13 protein-coding genes are annotated in these 15,449 nt (G+C 67.4%); 5 read left to right on the top strand and 8 right to left on the bottom strand.

Annotation, left to right across the window (positions count from 1 at the left end; translation table 11 throughout):
* Nucleotides 1-10: 10 nt before the first annotated feature.
* Genes EV140_RS05065 through EV140_RS05050 form a run of 4 tightly spaced genes read right to left on the bottom strand, consistent with a single transcriptional unit; the run spans nt 11 to nt 5,675 of the window.
* On the bottom strand, nt 11-1,393 hold the full coding sequence (locus tag EV140_RS05065; RefSeq protein ID WP_130281669.1) for a hypothetical protein: 1,383 nt from the start codon (nt 1,391-1,393) through the stop codon (nt 11-13).
* Nucleotides 1,374-2,126, bottom strand: a complete 753-nt coding sequence (locus EV140_RS05060; protein WP_130281667.1) for a TIGR03943 family putative permease subunit — start codon at nt 2,124-2,126, stop codon at nt 1,374-1,376. The genes EV140_RS05065 and EV140_RS05060 overlap by 20 nt, the downstream gene beginning before the upstream one ends.
* Complete coding sequence (locus EV140_RS05055) at nt 2,116-3,105, bottom strand: permease (RefSeq protein ID WP_130281947.1); 990 nt, start codon at nt 3,103-3,105, stop codon at nt 2,116-2,118. Before EV140_RS05055 ends, EV140_RS05060 begins: the two co-directional genes overlap by 11 nt.
* 50 nt (nt 3,106-3,155) lie before the next feature.
* Nucleotides 3,156-5,675, bottom strand: coding sequence for an Rne/Rng family ribonuclease (locus EV140_RS05050; RefSeq protein WP_422386085.1), 2,520 nt, complete (start codon nt 5,673-5,675; stop codon nt 3,156-3,158).
* A 345-nt stretch (nt 5,676-6,020) separates the two neighbouring features.
* Here EV140_RS05050 and EV140_RS05045 point away from each other — a divergent pair, with 345 nt between their 5' ends.
* Entirely contained in the window at nt 6,021-6,626 is a 606-nt protein-coding gene (locus EV140_RS05045; RefSeq protein ID WP_241971302.1) for a vitamin K epoxide reductase family protein, read from the top strand.
* 1,425 nt (nt 6,627-8,051) lie between these two features.
* On the opposite strand, the gene EV140_RS05035 is transcribed toward EV140_RS05045, so the two are convergent.
* From EV140_RS05035 to EV140_RS05025, 3 genes are read right to left on the bottom strand one after another with little or no spacing between them, the layout of a single operon-like run.
* Nucleotides 8,052-8,318, bottom strand: a complete 267-nt coding sequence (locus EV140_RS05035; protein ID WP_130281660.1) for a DUF3039 domain-containing protein — start codon at nt 8,316-8,318, stop codon at nt 8,052-8,054.
* Between the two features lie 22 nt (nt 8,319-8,340).
* Complete coding sequence (locus EV140_RS05030) at nt 8,341-9,903, bottom strand: ABC transporter permease (protein ID WP_130281658.1); 1,563 nt, start codon at nt 9,901-9,903, stop codon at nt 8,341-8,343.
* Complete coding sequence (locus EV140_RS05025; RefSeq protein WP_338418537.1) at nt 9,879-10,784, bottom strand: ABC transporter ATP-binding protein; 906 nt, start codon at nt 10,782-10,784, stop codon at nt 9,879-9,881. The genes EV140_RS05030 and EV140_RS05025 overlap by 25 nt, the downstream gene beginning before the upstream one ends.
* Before the next feature lie 208 nt (nt 10,785-10,992).
* On the opposite strand from EV140_RS05025, the gene EV140_RS05020 reads away from it, so the two are divergent.
* From EV140_RS05020 to EV140_RS05005, 4 genes are all read left to right on the top strand, one after another.
* Complete coding sequence (locus tag EV140_RS05020; RefSeq protein WP_130281656.1) at nt 10,993-11,685, top strand: phosphocholine cytidylyltransferase family protein; 693 nt, start codon at nt 10,993-10,995, stop codon at nt 11,683-11,685.
* A 78-nt stretch (nt 11,686-11,763) separates the two neighbouring features.
* Entirely contained in the window at nt 11,764-12,561 is a 798-nt protein-coding gene (locus EV140_RS05015; protein ID WP_130281654.1) for an ABC transporter permease, read from the top strand.
* 2 nt (nt 12,562-12,563) lie between these two features.
* The gene (locus tag EV140_RS05010) at nt 12,564-13,307 is read left to right on the top strand and encodes an ABC transporter ATP-binding protein (protein ID WP_130281652.1); all 744 of its coding nucleotides are present in this window, start codon (nt 12,564-12,566) and stop codon (nt 13,305-13,307) included.
* A complete protein-coding gene (locus EV140_RS05005) occupies nt 13,304-14,116 on the top strand; it encodes a hypothetical protein (RefSeq protein WP_130281650.1) in 813 nt (270 codons plus the stop codon). The genes EV140_RS05010 and EV140_RS05005 overlap by 4 nt, the downstream gene beginning before the upstream one ends.
* Here EV140_RS05005 and EV140_RS05000 read toward each other — a convergent pair.
* Nucleotides 14,094-15,401, bottom strand: a complete 1,308-nt coding sequence (locus EV140_RS05000) for a CDP-glycerol glycerophosphotransferase family protein (protein ID WP_241971301.1) — start codon at nt 15,399-15,401, stop codon at nt 14,094-14,096. The two genes, EV140_RS05005 and EV140_RS05000, sit on opposite strands and share 23 nt — an antisense overlap.
* Between the last annotated feature and the right edge of the window lie 48 nt (nt 15,402-15,449).

Below are 15,449 nucleotides of genomic sequence, written 5' to 3'. Positions count from 1 at the left end.
CGCGCGCCGGTCACCAGGTCGGCGCGAACCCCGCCACGCTCCGCACGAGATCCCCCGTGGCGATGTTGACGATCACGACGGTGATCGATGTTGCGCGCCCGTTCACCGCGCGACCATCCGGCTGCGCCTCCGCGACAACGGGCACCACCTCGATGGCGACGAACTGGTCGTTCGGTGACACCCGGAAGTCCACGAACGACCCGGCGTCGGAGACGGTGCGCGCCAGCAATCGAGACTCTCCGGCTCCGTCATCCACGACGATGAGGTTGGCGACAGCGAGGCCGGAAGAATCGGTGACGGCGACCCGCTGCACCCACTCCCCCGACGCCAAGAGGTGGAAATCGGCGCCAAACACGAGCGCATCGTCGAACAGTGACGGGTTGATCCGCTCCTCCTCGCTCGAGTCGAGGTCGAACGCAACGCCGCCAAAGGGATCGGTTGCGCTCAGCCGCCCGCCGTCGCTCGACACCCCGTGCACCTCCGTGAACTGTGCCACGGGGAGGATGAGGCTCGGATCGGCGAGGGGCAGCCGGAAGAGCGCCTGGTCGATGTCGTGAATGAGCAGGGCGTCCCCCGCCTGCGTGAAGAACGCATCCAGGGCGGCGATCGGCTCGCCATCGAGTCCTGTTACCCAGTCGGCGACGCCGACACCGGCAAGGTCAACGAGGGCGAGCCAGCGGTTCGCGGCCCCATCGGCTCCGTCCGTCGCCGACACGATCAGGGCGACGGTTGTGCCGACGCGGGGCACCTGAAGCGCGTCGATCCGGAGGCCATCAGCGGGCAGGCGCACCTGCTCCACGGCGTCGGACGCCCGGTCGACCACCTCGAGGATGCTGCCACCGCTGCCGTCGTCACGGGCGAGGATGAGCGCGTTCTCCAGCGGCGCCGCGAATTGGATGCCCGGGGCCGTGTGTAACACCTCGCCGCGACCGGTGCCCGCCACGTCAGCCACGAGTACCTCGTCAACCGTCTCTCCGCGATCGACGTAGACAAACGACCCCGGCGCCGTCGTGAAGGTGTGAACAAAGTCACTCGTCGCGCTGCGCGACGGTGATGCCACCCCGCTCACCGTGACCGTGTAGTCGGTGCTGTAGTCGAGGGCGCGCTCAAACTGCACGGCGATCAACTCACCCTGGACGCTCACCTGCACCGGCACCGCCGGATCGACGCTGACCTGCTCGGCGGTGATCTCACTGAGCGGCTGGTTGGCGAACAAGCGCAGCTGCTGCCCGGCCTGCTCGGTCACGCGCACCGAGTCGACCTGCGCGGTCGACAGCTTCGGCCCCTGCATCGCCCCGAGCAGGAGGAAGACCGCCGCCACGCCGGCCGTGACGGCGGTCGTCCACCAGAAAGCCCGGGTGAATGCGCGCCCGTCAGAAGAGGTACGGCTCACGCGGCTGCTCAATCGGGGTAACGGCGTCGGGAACAACGACGACGGGTTGCAGGCTCGCGCTGCTCGGGTTGCTCGAGAAGCTTCCGTCGACCATGACCCAGTCGTCGGCGGAGAACGACTGGCTCCACCCTGGCAAGTAGACCGGCACGCCGAGCGGCTGCGCATCGACCGCGCAGCACGTCACCACGAAACGCGAGACATAGAACACGTTCTCGGGGTCGTCGGAGTCGGGCGTGATGAACCCGACCAGCTCGGTCACCGGCTTGTTCGCGAAGAACGACAGGTCGCTGGTCTGTCGCAGGATCGTCGCCCACTCACGCACCGTGAACTGTGCGACGGCGTCGGCGTCAGCAGTGGTTGCCGCCTCGAAAGCGGCAGCGTCGCTCGCCGCCGTCGAATTGATCTCGCGTTGCTCAGCCGTCGCCGTCGACAGCGTCGCTGGGGGCACAACGATCATCCCGACCGTGAAGGCGCCCGCAAGGGCGGCCGCGGTGAGCGCGATCGCGCGCTGCAGGCGCGGCGGCGGGGGTGCATCCTCGTCGTCGTGGTGGCGGCGTCCGACAAGCGAACCGACAACCAAAACCACCGCGATCACGGCCATCAGCACCGCGAAGATGTTGTACCGCGGGTGAATGTAGAGGGCGAGCTGACCAGAGACCGCCAGCCACAAAATCACGGCGGCCATCGCCCCGATGATGACGACTCCGCGCCAGCGCTGCACGCTACGCCACATAATTCACCATCAAGCCGAGAGCGGCAGCCACCAGGCCCACCACGGTCGTGATCTGTATCAGCGTCTGCGTTGAATAGGTGGTGCGCATGAGAGCGAGCATCTTGATGTCGATGATCGGGCCGAATACGAGGAAGGTGACGATCGACCCGGGCAGGAACGTCGCGGCGAACGGCAGGATGAAGAAAGCGTCGACGCTCGAGCAGACCGAGATGATGAACGCGAGCACCATCATGGCCACGATGGACCACAGCGGGTCGCTGCCGAGCGCGACGAGGATCTCGCGCGGCACGATCACCTGGATGCCTCCGGCGACCAGCGCGCCGATGACGAGCGCCGGCATCAGGATGCTCGTCTCGCGCACGAACAAATCGAGCGTCTGCTGCCACTTCGTCGGATGTTCGTGGCTCTCGTCATCGATTCGGCACTGCTCCGCGAACCGCGCGGTCAACAGCGTCTCGGGCTCGGGGTGCTTCGCGTACAGCCAACCGATCAGGTTCGCGATCAGGAACCCGCCGAGCAGGCGCGCGACGAGGATTCCGTCGTCGAAGCCGAACGCCTGATGCGTTGTGATGATGACGACGGGGTTCAGGATCGGCGCGGCGATGAGGAAGGTCATCGACTCGGGCACCGAGAAGCCCCGGCGCACGAGCCCTCGCGCGAGCGGAACGTTTCCGCACTCGCAGACCGGCAGGAACATGCCGAACATCGAGATGATCGCGCGTCGGCCGACCGCGTTGCGGGGCAGCCACTGCATCAGCCAGGCTTGCGGCACCCACACCTGCACGATGATCGACAGGGTGATGCCGAGCACGATGAACGGCAGCGACTCGACGAGCACGCTCGTGGCGAGCGTGAGCAGGTCTTGACCAGCGTTTGGCAGATCCCACGGCCCGTCGGCCGCGGTCAGGTGCCGCAGCGCGACGACGCCAACGAGCCCCGCGATGCCCGCGAGCATCCACACGACGTGGCGTGGACGCATCCGCCGAGATGAATCGGCAAGCAGCGACCGGCGGTCGGGGGCAACGCGGGTCACGAGTTCGCGGTCTCCTCCGTCGTCGCCGGTGCGGCGGTGATGGTTCCACTCGTCGCACGACGCGACGCCCGCTTGCGCGTACCTGGAGCCGGCGGCTCGGGCAGCGACTCGAGTACCGAGCCGAGCAACTGCTCGGCGGTGCTTGGGTCGACGGCGCGTCGCTTGCGGCCACCATTCGTAACCGGCAACGGAATGTCGAGAATCTCGGCCGGGGTGTCGGCTGCCGCAGTAGCGGTCGACTTCTCGGCGACCGTGGGCGACTGCGGCGCGGACTCCGTGGGGGCAACGGTCGGCGCCGCGGGCGCATCGACGGCGGGGTCGCTGTCGTGGTGCACCGTCTTGGCGGCAATCGTGGCGAGCGCCTTCGAGACGTCTTCCGTGATCGCGTGGGCGGCGGGAACCGACGTGCTCCTCTGCTGGCCGTGGCTGCCGCCGCCGTTGGAGTTTCCGGCGCCGTTGCCGTTACTGCCGCGGCGGCTGCCACGGCCACCGTCGTTGCCACCGTTCTGGCCGCGGTGCTTGACGACCGGGTCGTGGTGCACGATGAGCCCGCGGCCCGCGCACACGTCACAGGTCTCGCTGAACGTTTCGAGCAGGCCCAGACCAATGCGCTTGCGCGTCATCTGCACGAGACCCAAGCTCGTGACTTCGGCCACCTGGTGCTTCGTGCGGTCGCGGCTCAGGCACTCGACGAGTCGCCGCAGCACGAGGTCGCGGTTCGACTCGAGCACCATGTCGATGAAGTCTACGACGATAATGCCGCCGATGTCGCGCAGGCGCAGCTGGCGCACGATCTCTTCCGCTGCCTCAAGGTTGTTCTTCGTGACGGTCTCTTCGAGGTTTCCGCCGGAGCCGACGAACTTGCCGGTGTTGACGTCGACGACCGTCATCGCCTCGGTGCGATCGATGACGAGCGAGCCACCCGAGGGCAACCAGACCTTGCGCTCCAGCGCCTTCTCGATCTGCTCGGAGATGCGGTGCTCGTCGAATGGGTCGTGCTCTCCGTCGTGCTTCTGCACGCGTTCGAGCAGATCGGGGGCGACCGACTCGAGGTAGCTCGTGATCGTGCGGTGCGCATCCTCGCCATGGATGACCATGGAGCGGAAGTCTTCGTTGAAGACGTCACGAACAATCTTCACCAGCAGGTCGGGCTCGGAATGCAGAAGCACCGGAGCACCAGAGTTCTCGAGCTGCTTCTGGATGTGCTCCCACTGGCTCGTGAGGCGCTGAACGTCGAGCGTCAACTGCTCTTCGGTGGCGCCCTCGGCGGCGGTGCGCACGATGACGCCGACGTTCTCGGGCAGCACCTCCTTCAAGATCTTCTTCAGGCGTGCGCGCTCGGTGTCGGGCAGCTTGCGGCTGATGCCGCTCATCGAGCCGTTCGGAACGTACACCAGGTAGCGACCCGGGAGGCTCACCTGACTCGTCAAGCGGGCACCCTTGTGGCCGATCGGGTCCTTCGTGACCTGCACGAGCACCTTGTCGCCGGGCTTCAACGCCAACTCAATGCGTCGCGGCTGGTTCTTCTCGCCATCGGCCTGCGCCGCATCCCAATCGACTTCCCCCGAATAGAGCACGGCGTTGCGGCCGCGGCCGATGTCAACGAACGCCGCCTCCATGCTCGGCAACACGTTCTGCACCTTGCCGAGGTAGACGTTTCCGATCAGGCTTGACTCGCTGGAGCGCGCGACGTAGTGCTCGACGAGAACGCCGTCCTCGAGCACCCCGATCTGGATGCGGTTCTCTTTCGAGCGCACCACCATGACACGGTCGACGCTTTCGCGGCGGGCGAGGAACTCGGCCTCCGTGACGACGGGGCGGCGACGGCCGGCGTCGCGACCGTCACGGCGCCGCTGCTTCTTCGCCTCGAGTCGCGTCGAGCCTTTGATGCGCTGCGGCTCGGTGATTTGCTCGGGCTCGCGTCGGGCCGAGCCGCTGCGGCCGCGGCCGCGTGAACGGGTGCGCGTGGACGACTGGTCGTCATCCCGCTCGTCGCGGTCGGCCTGCTCGCGTGAGCCGGTCTCGCCGTCGGCCGGCGATCCACCGCGGGAGCGGCGGCGACGGCGGCGACCCGAAGCGCCAGTGTCGTCGTCATCATCGTCAGACCCTGCCGGGGCAGCCCCGCCGCGAGCGGGCGCGGTCGTCGCGCGCACGAGTTCGACGGGCGGGGGCACGAACAGCAAATCGGTGGTCGAGATCGCCCGCGGAGCCGCCGGCTGCTCAGCCGCCGGTTCGGGGTCCTCTGCCTCGAGCGCGCTCCCTTCCGGCGTCGACGTGTTCTGCTCGACACCGCCCGCCGCAGCAGTCGGCTCCTCCGCTGACCCCTCGACCAGGGTTGCGTTCGCGGTCGGCACCGCGTCGTCCCCCCGGCTGTCGGGGCCGGGCGCATCCGGGGCCGCGTCGCGCACCTCGGTCACCGCGCCCTCATCGGCGCGCTTGCGCCCGCGCCCCCCGAAAATACGCCCCCGTCGCCGGGTACCGTCGGTGTCTGTCGTGTTGGTGCTGTCATCACTCACCATCGCTGGTGCACTCCTCGATCGTCTGGGCCTGCCAGACGGAACCTGTTGTGCCGAACGCCCGCGAGCATCCGGCGAACTCTTCATTTGGTGGTGCCGTGCCGCACAACCGGGGCGGAACGGAACCTTCGCGCGCTGTCACCACGCTGTCAGGTGCGGAGCTGGCTATCCGACGGCCGTGACGCGTCGTGCGCCGCTCGGCCGGCCCGGTCTGTACCCGGAAAGCTTTTCGTGTGTCGACGCGAGCGGGACCCGCATCGATTGCACCTCATTATCGCACGCGACAGCCGCAAGACAGGACGTTCGGCCCAGGCGCGCCGAAGCACGGCGGGCGATACTGGGGTGGTGAGTGATGCGCGACGGCCCTGGGCGATGGCCCTCACCCTGGTGATCACCGGCGCGGTTGGATGGTGGGGCGCCATGGCACTCATCATCGAGCGAGTGCGAAGCCTCACCGACCCCACCTACGAGATCGCGTGCGACGTCAACCCGTTGCTGTCGTGCGGCAGCGTCATGGTCACGCCGCAGGCATCACTCCTCGGGTTTCCCAACCCGCTGCTCGGTGTCACCGGCTTCGTCGCGCCGATAGCGGTGGGAGTCGCGTTGCTCGCCGGTGCCCGATTCGACCGCTGGTTCTGGGGCCTCTTCCTCGGCGGCGTGAGCGTCGCGTTCGTCTTCGTACTGTGGCTCTTCCAGCAGTCGGTGTTCGTCATCGGCGTGCTGTGCCCCTACTGCATGGCGGTGTGGGCTGCAGCGATTCCGCTGTTCTGGTCGACGCTGTGGTGGAGCCTCGCGACCGGAAAGCTGACGCGGCGTCGCGGGCGGGCGCAGAAAGGTGCCGCGCGCATCCTGCCGTTCACGTGGGTCTTCATCGTGGTGACGTACGCGGCGATCGCGCTGACCATCATCGCCGTCTTCCCGACGCTGCTCGCCAGCCTCGGTCTGCGGTAGGGCGCGACGGGTTTGGCGCCAACGCGCCTACACGGGAAGGCGCCGCGGCTCCGGTTCGGCGTGCCGTGGACAGGCAACGACGGCAGCCCTCGCACACTCTCGGCCGAGGTTGCAGTTGTGGTTGGACACGGCGCAGCGGCGCAACCACAAGTGCACACTCAGGCCCCCTGATAGCGGCGACTATGGTCGTCGTCCGGTTAGGGCAGAAAAGCCGGCACGGGCCGCAGTGCCCAGTGACGTCGTGGGCGCCAGCCAGCCGAGCGAAGCCGGTCAGCTACCCGGTACAGCATGGGTACCGGGTTGTGAAAGAGGTCTGGGCGGAGAACGCGTATCGGCCTCCACCCCTCATCGATGTAGCGCTCAAAACGTTCGAGATCGTGCTCGAATTGGCGCTTACTCGTGCGGTGATGCTCGCCCTCGTACTCGACCAAGACGTTCCACTGTGGCCAGGCGAGGTCAGGCGTTGCCGTCCAACCGGCACCAAAGATGGTGTGGCCGACGACAGGCTCGGGAAGACGCGCCGCGCACAACGCCGTGCGCAGGAGTGACTCGGGCCGCGAACGGACGCCGAGTCGACTCGCCTTCCATGCGGACTTGAGCGCGACGAGGCCACGGGATCCGGTGTGCTCAGCGAAAAGACGCCCCATCTCCTGGGCCAGCCGGTTGTCATCCCAGCTTTGTGAGTTGCCCCACCCTCGCTCGCCCGAATCGGCGAGGGTTCGGTCAGTGTCAGACGTTCGAAACCGCAGTGCGTCAACAACCGCGATGAGATCGGGGAGTCTGAGCTCCGACGCGACAGTCAACAGTGCCCGCGGAGCGGCGACTGCACGAAGTTCGGTCCACTCCCGGTTTAGCCCGGTGGCGTGAAGGACATCGCGCTCATGATCACGAAGATTGAGACGATGACCGATGATTCCCCGCGCACGCGGCGCTGCTCGAGGAGGCACCGCCGCGACATGAATAGGCCCAGTCTCGAGACGTCGGGGAAGCGGCAGCCCTGCGATTAGCACCGCGGTCGAGTGAGACACCCAGGCATTGGGCCCAACGAAAAGCAGTGCGGCAGCCGCCCGTTCTTGAAGGGTCTGGAATGCGGCTTGCGCGACGGCAACGCCGCGATGTGGGCGTGCAATATCGGATGCACGGAGGCGGCCTCGTGAGACGCCATGGGCCCCATCCCTCGACACGGCGAACGGACCACTCTCGAGCTGCGTGGGCAATGGTTGTGGTCGGGCGGGCATGACGCGACTGTGCCGCTTCGGGAATGGGCCAGAGCAGCGGCGGGGCGTTTCTCGAGTATGCAGTCGTGGCGCGATGCCTGGGGAGGAGACAGCCACAACCGCACATTCAGCGCCCGCGAGGAATGCAGGTGCGCCGGGCAAGCCGCAGTGGACGAAGCCGGCAAGCGGCAGCGGTAACCGCTGGCGGCTAGGCCTTCATGCGTTCGTAGATCTTCTTGCAGTCGGGGCAGACCGGGAACTTCTCGGGGTCACGCCCCGGAATCCACTTCTTGCCGCACAGGGCGCGAACGGGCTTGCCCGTCACGGCCGACTCGATGATCTTGTCCTTCGGCACGTAGTGCGAGAAGCGCTCGTGGTCGCCGTCTTCGAGCTGTTCACCCTCGAGGAGCTTCTCAAGCTCGCGGTCGAGCACGTCGACGCCGCCACCCTGCCCTGCATCGTCGGTCGTAGCCATGGGCACGATTCTACGCGCGGGCCTAGGTGCGCTGGGCGAGAGACAGCAGGTCGGGTGCGCGGCGCTTGAAGACCTGTCCCCCGACGAGCACGCCGAGGCCGAGCATGACGAGGCCGGTTCCTGCGCCCGCGAGGCCCGCGATGGGCAGCCAGCGAGCATCCGCGATGAGGCCCCACCAGGCGAGCGTGAGGGCTGGTGACATGAATCCGAGGGCGGCGACCAGCGACCCCGCCTGCGCCCAGAACGAGCGCGAACCGGTGAGCGGTGGCTGATCGAACGGGCCGGCACCGGGGCGCGCCGCCGGGTAGGGGGCGAGCGCCGAGACGACGCTCGACACTCCGAGGGCGGTAAACAACAGGCCGAGGCTGATGCCCGCCAGCGCCTCGAAGCCGTTGTCGATGCCCGACCAGAGCGCGAAGAGCGGCGCGGTGATCAGCACGAGGGGTACGCCAAGCACGAGCGGCGGCACAAGGCGACCCCAGCGGTCGGCGGCACCCCGCAGGGGCGCGGAGACGTGCATCCAAATCGCGGTGTGGTCGTAGGCGGCGTCGTTGTGACTGAACCACCCCAGGAACAGCGCGAGAAATGGCAGCGGTATCAGCCACAACAGCGGCAGCGGAATACCGGCAATCAGGAGCGCGACCATGATGAGCGGCGGAGCGAGTGGGAGGCCAAGCAGCACCACCCGGTAGCGCGGGTCGCGCGTCCAGTAGAGCAGTGAGCGCGCTGCGATCACGCCGCCGGGCGTCGCCGGCGTCATGTCGAACCAGCCGAGCCCCGCATCGGTTCGGCGATCGGCGGCGGGGCGCTGCCGCTGTGCGGCAACCATGAGCCGGTTGACGACGCCGAACCAGAGCGCGCCGAGCGCCAGCAACGCGACGACCGCGACACTCAACCGGAACGCGACTTCACCCCCCGGCTCGCCGATGGCCGCCCACGTCAAGCCTCCGGGGCTGCGACCCACGACGGACGCGAAGCGAACAAGCGCCGCCTCATCGTCTCCGCGGACGGCGACAACCGCGGCGAGAACCGCGCTGGCGATGGCGACCGCAACGACAGCGCGCGCCGTGCCCGTGACGGCCCGCGCCGCTGACTCGGACACCGCCAGCTGGGCAGCGATCGCGACCAGCAACTGCGACGACAGGATGATCGTGAGCGCCGTGATCACGCCGGCCGCGACCGCAACCCCGCGGCCAGGATGCTCGGACCACGCGCTCTCGACGGAGACCGCCAGCGTGATCGCGAGCAGGCCGGGAACGCCCACGAAGCCGGCCGCATAGAGGCCCAGGGCGAGTCGCCCGGGAGGAATCGGAAAGGCCGCGAAACGGCGCGGCTCCATGGCCGACCCGAGACCCGCCGCGAGCGGGGCGACAAGGATGCCGAACGACAGCGCGCCCGCGGCGATGACGAGTGCTGAGCGCTGCCCAGGGTCGGTGACGTCGACGGCCGAGCCGGCCATGAGCATCCCGCCGGCGACGATGACGACGAGACCCGCCACCACGAGGCTGCGCACCGCGCGCCGAGACCCCGGGCGCAGAGCCGAGACGAGGAGCGCGAACTTCAGTCGGAGAAGGTCGTCAACCACTCGAGCCCCTCCACTGCCTGGCGTCCGCCGGCCAGTTCGACGAAGCGCTCTTCGAGGCTGAGGCCGTCGCGCACCTCGTCCATGGGGCCGCGCGCCAGGACGCGCCCGCCCACGATGACCGCTACCTCGTCGCACATTCGCTCGACGAAGTTCATGTTGTGGCTGGACAGGACGACCGTGCCGCCCGCATCGGCGTAGCGCCGCAGGACATCGGAGGCCAGCTGGGTTGACACGGGGTCAACCGCCTCGAATGGCTCATCGAGCACGAGCAGGCGCGGCGAGTGAATCAACGCCGCGGCGAGCGAAATCTTCTTGATCATGCCGATCGAGTAGTCGCGCACGGGGCGCTCGAGCGCGTCGTCGAGGCCGAGCGACCGCGCCAGGTCGGCCGTGCGCGTGCGTGCTGTCTCGCGGTCGAGCCCGTGGAGGACTCCGCAGTAGTAGAGGAGTTGCGCACCGGTGAGCAGGTCGAACAGCCGCATCCGGTCGGGAAGCACGCCGATGAGTCGCTTGGCTTCGACCGGCTTCGCCCAGACGTCCGCCTCACCCACGTGCACGCGGCCAGAATCGGGGCGCAACAGTCCCGTCACCATGCCGAGTGTGGTCGTCTTGCCCGCACCATTCGGCCCGACGAAGCCGAAGATGGACCCGCGGCGCACATCGAACGACACAGCGTCGACCGCGGTCGTGCGACCGAAGCGCTTGGTCAGCGCATCCACCTGCAGCACGATCGGGGCCGGCTTCGGTGCGGGCGGCTCGACGGCGGCAGTGGGGGGCGAGGCTTTCGCTTTCGGCCCTTTCGTGTTCGCCGCTTTTTGGCTCGTCTTCGGCCGTTTCGGGGTGGCCGAACCCGATTTCTGGCCCGTCTTGGCGGCGCTCACGCGACCCACCGTACCAACGCCGACGGGTCGGTGTAGTTACCGCACCCGTTCACGGGAGAATAACTCGCAAAGCGTGGCTCACGGCGGCTGCGGGTGACGTCGTTGCGGATTCGAGATGGACAGTTCCTGAACATTTGCGGACTGTTCGGGTAAACTCAGCCGGTACACGACGGAGTGTCATCGCCCATCTTCTCCAAAGGAGTCCGTCATGACCGTCAACGTCGTCATTCTTGCCGCTGGCATAGGTAGCCGCCTTGGCCGTAACCTGCCGAAGCCGCTCACCGAGCTCAGCGATGGCCGCACCATTATGCAGCAGCAGCACGATAACATCCGTGCTGCCTTCGGCGACGACGCCGTCATCACTACCGTCGTTGGGTACAAACTCGAGCACATCGTCGAGGCTTTCCCCGAGGTCGAGTACGTGTACAACGAGGCGTACGACCAGACCAACACCTCGAAGAGCCTGTTGCGGGCGCTGAAGGCGACCGGCAAGGCCGGAGTTCTGTGGCTGAACGGCGATGTCGTGTTCGACCCGCAGGCGCTTGTCCGCTCTGCCCCGCTCGTCCACGCCGACCGCAGCTTCGTCACCGTCAACACGGCAAAGGTCAGCGACGAAGAAGTCAAGTACACGGTCGACGCCGAGGGCTTCATCAACGAGATCTCGAAGGAGGTCGTCGGTGGTCTCGGCGAGGCCGTTGGCATCAACTACATTTCGAGTGCCGACAAGCAGGCTCTGATCGCCCAGCTGAAGCGCGTCGACGATCAGGACTACTTCGAGCGCGGCATCGAACTCGCAATCCAGCACGACGGCCTGCGTATCGAGCCCGCCGACATCAGCGACCTGTACGCCGTCGAGGTCGACTTCGCCGAGGACCTCGAGCGCGCGAACCTCTTCGTTTAATTCGCTGCGTTCGGATGCACGGGGCCGGTTCGGCTCCGTCTGCATCCGTTCTCGCCCGAACCCGCTAGCGTTTCTGCCGTGACCACTGCCGCATCGACGCCTGAGCGCCGCTCCCCCGCGGCCGCCTACCGGCAGTCGCTGTGGTTGCTGACGTCGCGTGACCTGAAAGTGCGCTATTCGACGTCGTTTCTCGGGTACCTCTGGAGCGTGCTCGACCCGCTCGTGATGGCGGGCATCTACTGGTTCGTCTTCACGCAGGTGTTCGACCGCACAGTGGGCGCGAGCCCGTACATCGTCTTCCTACTCGCCGGCCTGCTGCCGTGGATGTGGTTCACCGGTGCCGTCGGTGATTCGACCCGCGCGTTTATCCGCGACGCGAAGCTGGTTCGGTCCACGCGCATCCCGCGCAGCATTTGGGTGAACCGCATCGTGCTGTCGAAGGGCATCGAGTTTCTCTTCAGCCTGCCGGTGATCGCCGTGTTCGCGATCGCGTTCGGCGCCGAGCTGACGTGGGGAGTGCTGTGGTTCCCGCTCGCGGTGGCACTGCAGGCGATCGTCATTGTGGGGCTCGGTCTCATCATCGCGCCACTGGTCGTGTTCTTCCGCGACCTCGAGCGGGCGGTGAAGCTCATCCTGCGGTTCCTGTTCTACGCCTCGCCGATCATCTACGCGATCGACGACCTGCCCGACGGGCTCGAGGTGTGGGCAGCGTTCAACCCGCTCGCCGGGATCTTCTCGCTCTACCGCGCCGCCTTCTTCCCTGAATTACTCGACCTCTGGGCCGTCGGCATCGCTGCCGTCATGTCGCTCGTCTTCCTCGGCATCGGCATGCTGGTCTTCCGACGCACCATCCGTGCCGTCTTGAAGGAGGTGTGAGCGTGGCCGAACCGGTCATTGAAGTACGGGATGCGGGCATCCGTTTTCGTCGCAATCGGGGCGGCCGGCGCTCGTTCAAGGATCTCTTCGCGGGTCGCAACCGACGCTCCCGTCCCGGCGAGTTCTGGGCCCTGCGCGGTGTCACGGCCACCGTGCACGCGGGCGAGGCGATCGGCGTCGTTGGCCGCAACGGTCAGGGTAAGTCGACGCTGCTGAAGCTTGTTGCTGGCGTCATGCTGCCCGACGAGGGTGCGGTGACCGTGCACAGGGGTGTCGCTCCGCTGATCGAGATTACCGGCGGGTTCGTCAACGACCTGACCGTGCGCGAAAACGTGCTGCTGACGGCGGGGCTGCACGGCATGACACGCAGCGCGATCGACGAACGGTTCGACGAGATCATCGACTTCGCGGAACTCGGCGACGTCATCGACACGCCTTACAAGCACCTATCGAGCGGCATGAAGGTGCGGCTCGCGTTCTCGGTCATCTCGCGACTCGACGAGCCGATTCTGCTGGTGGATGAAGTGCTCGCGGTCGGTGACAAGGCCTTCCGCGACAAGTGCTACGCCCGCATCGATGAGTTGCTCTCCGGGGGCCGAACGTTGTTCTTCGTGTCGCACAACGAGCGCGACCTCAAGCGGTTCTGCACCCGCGGGCTCTACCTCGACAAGGGCGCTCTCGCGCTCGATGGTCCGATCGCGGACGTGCTCGAGCGATACAACACCGATTACGGAACGAAACAGTGACCGAGATTGAGCGGCAATCCGACCCCCTGTTGATCAGGGGGCTTCGTGCCGCCATGTCGGCCCAGCGGCCGGCGGTCATCGCGCACATCCGGTCGATCCGCCAGCGCTACCCGCAGGCGACGCCCGAGCAGGTGGTGCGCATCCTCGAGCGCCGCTACCTCGCCGGGGTCACCGCGACCGGAGCCGGCAGTGGTGCGGCGACGATGATTCCCGGTGTCGGAACCGCCGTCGGCCTGACGGTGATCGGCGTCGAAACGGTCACGTTCTTCGAGATGACGGCGCTGTACGCGCAGTCAGTCGCCGAGGTGCACGGCATCGTCGTCGACGACGAAGAGCGCGCCCACACCATCGTCATGGCCCTGTTGCTCGGCGGGCCCGGCAAGGACCTCGTGCAGCAGTTCCTGCTGCAGGCGTCGGGCACCGGCCCCGACCGACGCCAGTACTGGGGCGAAACGGTGGCCTCCGCGATGCCGAAAGCACTCACGACGGCCCTCAACGCGAAGCTCCGGGAGCAGTTCGTTCGGCGCTTCGCCGTCGCTCAGGGCGGCAGTATGGCGGGGCGCCTCATTCCTTTCGGCATCGGCGCGATCATCGGGGGCAGCGCCAACCGCACGCTCGGCGGTCGCGCCGTCGATGCGGCCCGCGAGGCCTTTGGCCCCGCACCGGCACTCTTTCCCGCGGGGCTGGAACCGGTCGTCAAGGCGCCCAAGCCTCCGAAGGCACCCAAGCCGCCCCGCGCCGAGGGCGAGAAGCGTCGCCTGTCGCTTCGGCCCGCGATTGACGGAGCTAAACGACGGCTCGGTCGCTGAGCGCTTCGTCGTCGAGCGGGTCGTCGGCGTCGTGCTCGGTGCCGAGTACGACCGGGTCGCGGCGGTGCTCCCGTTCGGCCGCGTGCCACTCGTCGATTAGCTGATCGATCGCCGCGTGGAAGCGTGCGGTCGCAGCCCCTGGCGTCGTGTCGCCGAAGTAGTGCGACGCCCAGTGCTGCAGTGCGGCGTGTGCGTCGGCGTCGGTGAGCACACGGTCGAGCGCCGGAACGACCTCCGATGCCGCGTCGGCGGTCAGCCACTCGCATGCCGAAAGGTACCCGCCCGTGTCGACGAGAGCATCCGCCGATAGCGGCCTCGTCACGAGCAGGGGCTTTCCCGTCGCCAGGCGGTCGTAGATCATCGCCGAGATGTCGCAGATCGCGACGTCAGCGGCGGCGAGCTGCCAGCCGAGGCTTGGTCCGTCGTCGAAGATGTGCTGCGCGGCCGGGTCGCTCGCGTTCGCCTGCTCGATCGCCTGCACGATGCGGCGGTGGGCCTGGCCGTAGTCACGGTCGAGCACGCCGCTTCGCGGGTGCGGCCGGTAAATCACGCGGTGGCGACCCGTGGCGAGCAGCGCCGACACGATCGCCTCACCGTGGCTGGCGATCGAGCCGTACGAGGCTGCGGGGCGATCGCCCTCCCAAGTGGGCGCGTACAGCACGACAGTTCGATCGTCGGGCGTGTAGGGAAGCTCTCCCGCGAAGTGATCAGCCTGGGGGCGGCCGATGCGCAGGGCCCGCGTCTCGAGGCCGTACCCCCAGAGCACCTTGCTCAGGCGGTCGTGCGCGGCCTGGCCGGCGATGAACGCGTAGTCGTACGCCTTGTACTGGTTGGTGGTCATGTACATCTTGTCGGACTCGCCGTGGTTGATGAACACGTGCCACATGCGTCCGTAGCGGAACATCTGGAAGTTCTTGGCGTTCTGGTTGACGTACATCACGATGCGCGTCGGATTCTGCGCCACGAACTGCTCGAGGTCGAGCACCGTGCGGCAGTACGCGACGGGCACCGGGCTTTCATCGAGCAGAGCGAGGGTGGCGCCGGGGCTGCGCGTGATGATCGCGACCCGACGAGTCTTCGCGAGCTCGGCGAGGGGCGCGAACCACTGGCGCACCTGGTAGAGGTTGACGACACCGTCGGCGAAGTAGACGGCGACCTCGACGTCGTTCGGCAGGGTCAGGTCGACCTCCGCCATGCGCTTGTCCATCAGCAGGCGATTGCGGCGCTGCCGAAGCAACCGGGAGATCACCCGGCGCGCGGTTTTCAGCTGTTCCCCCACGTTCACCCGTCGATTCTCGCAAGCCCGGTGAGGCTCTCCTGACCATTCGCCGAC

It is taken from the genome of Microcella alkaliphila (genome assembly GCF_004216855.1).
Classification (GTDB): domain Bacteria; phylum Actinomycetota; class Actinomycetes; order Actinomycetales; family Microbacteriaceae; genus Microcella; species Microcella alkaliphila.
Note: the sequence above shows the minus strand (reverse complement) of the source record. Positions and strands in the feature narration are given on the sequence as shown.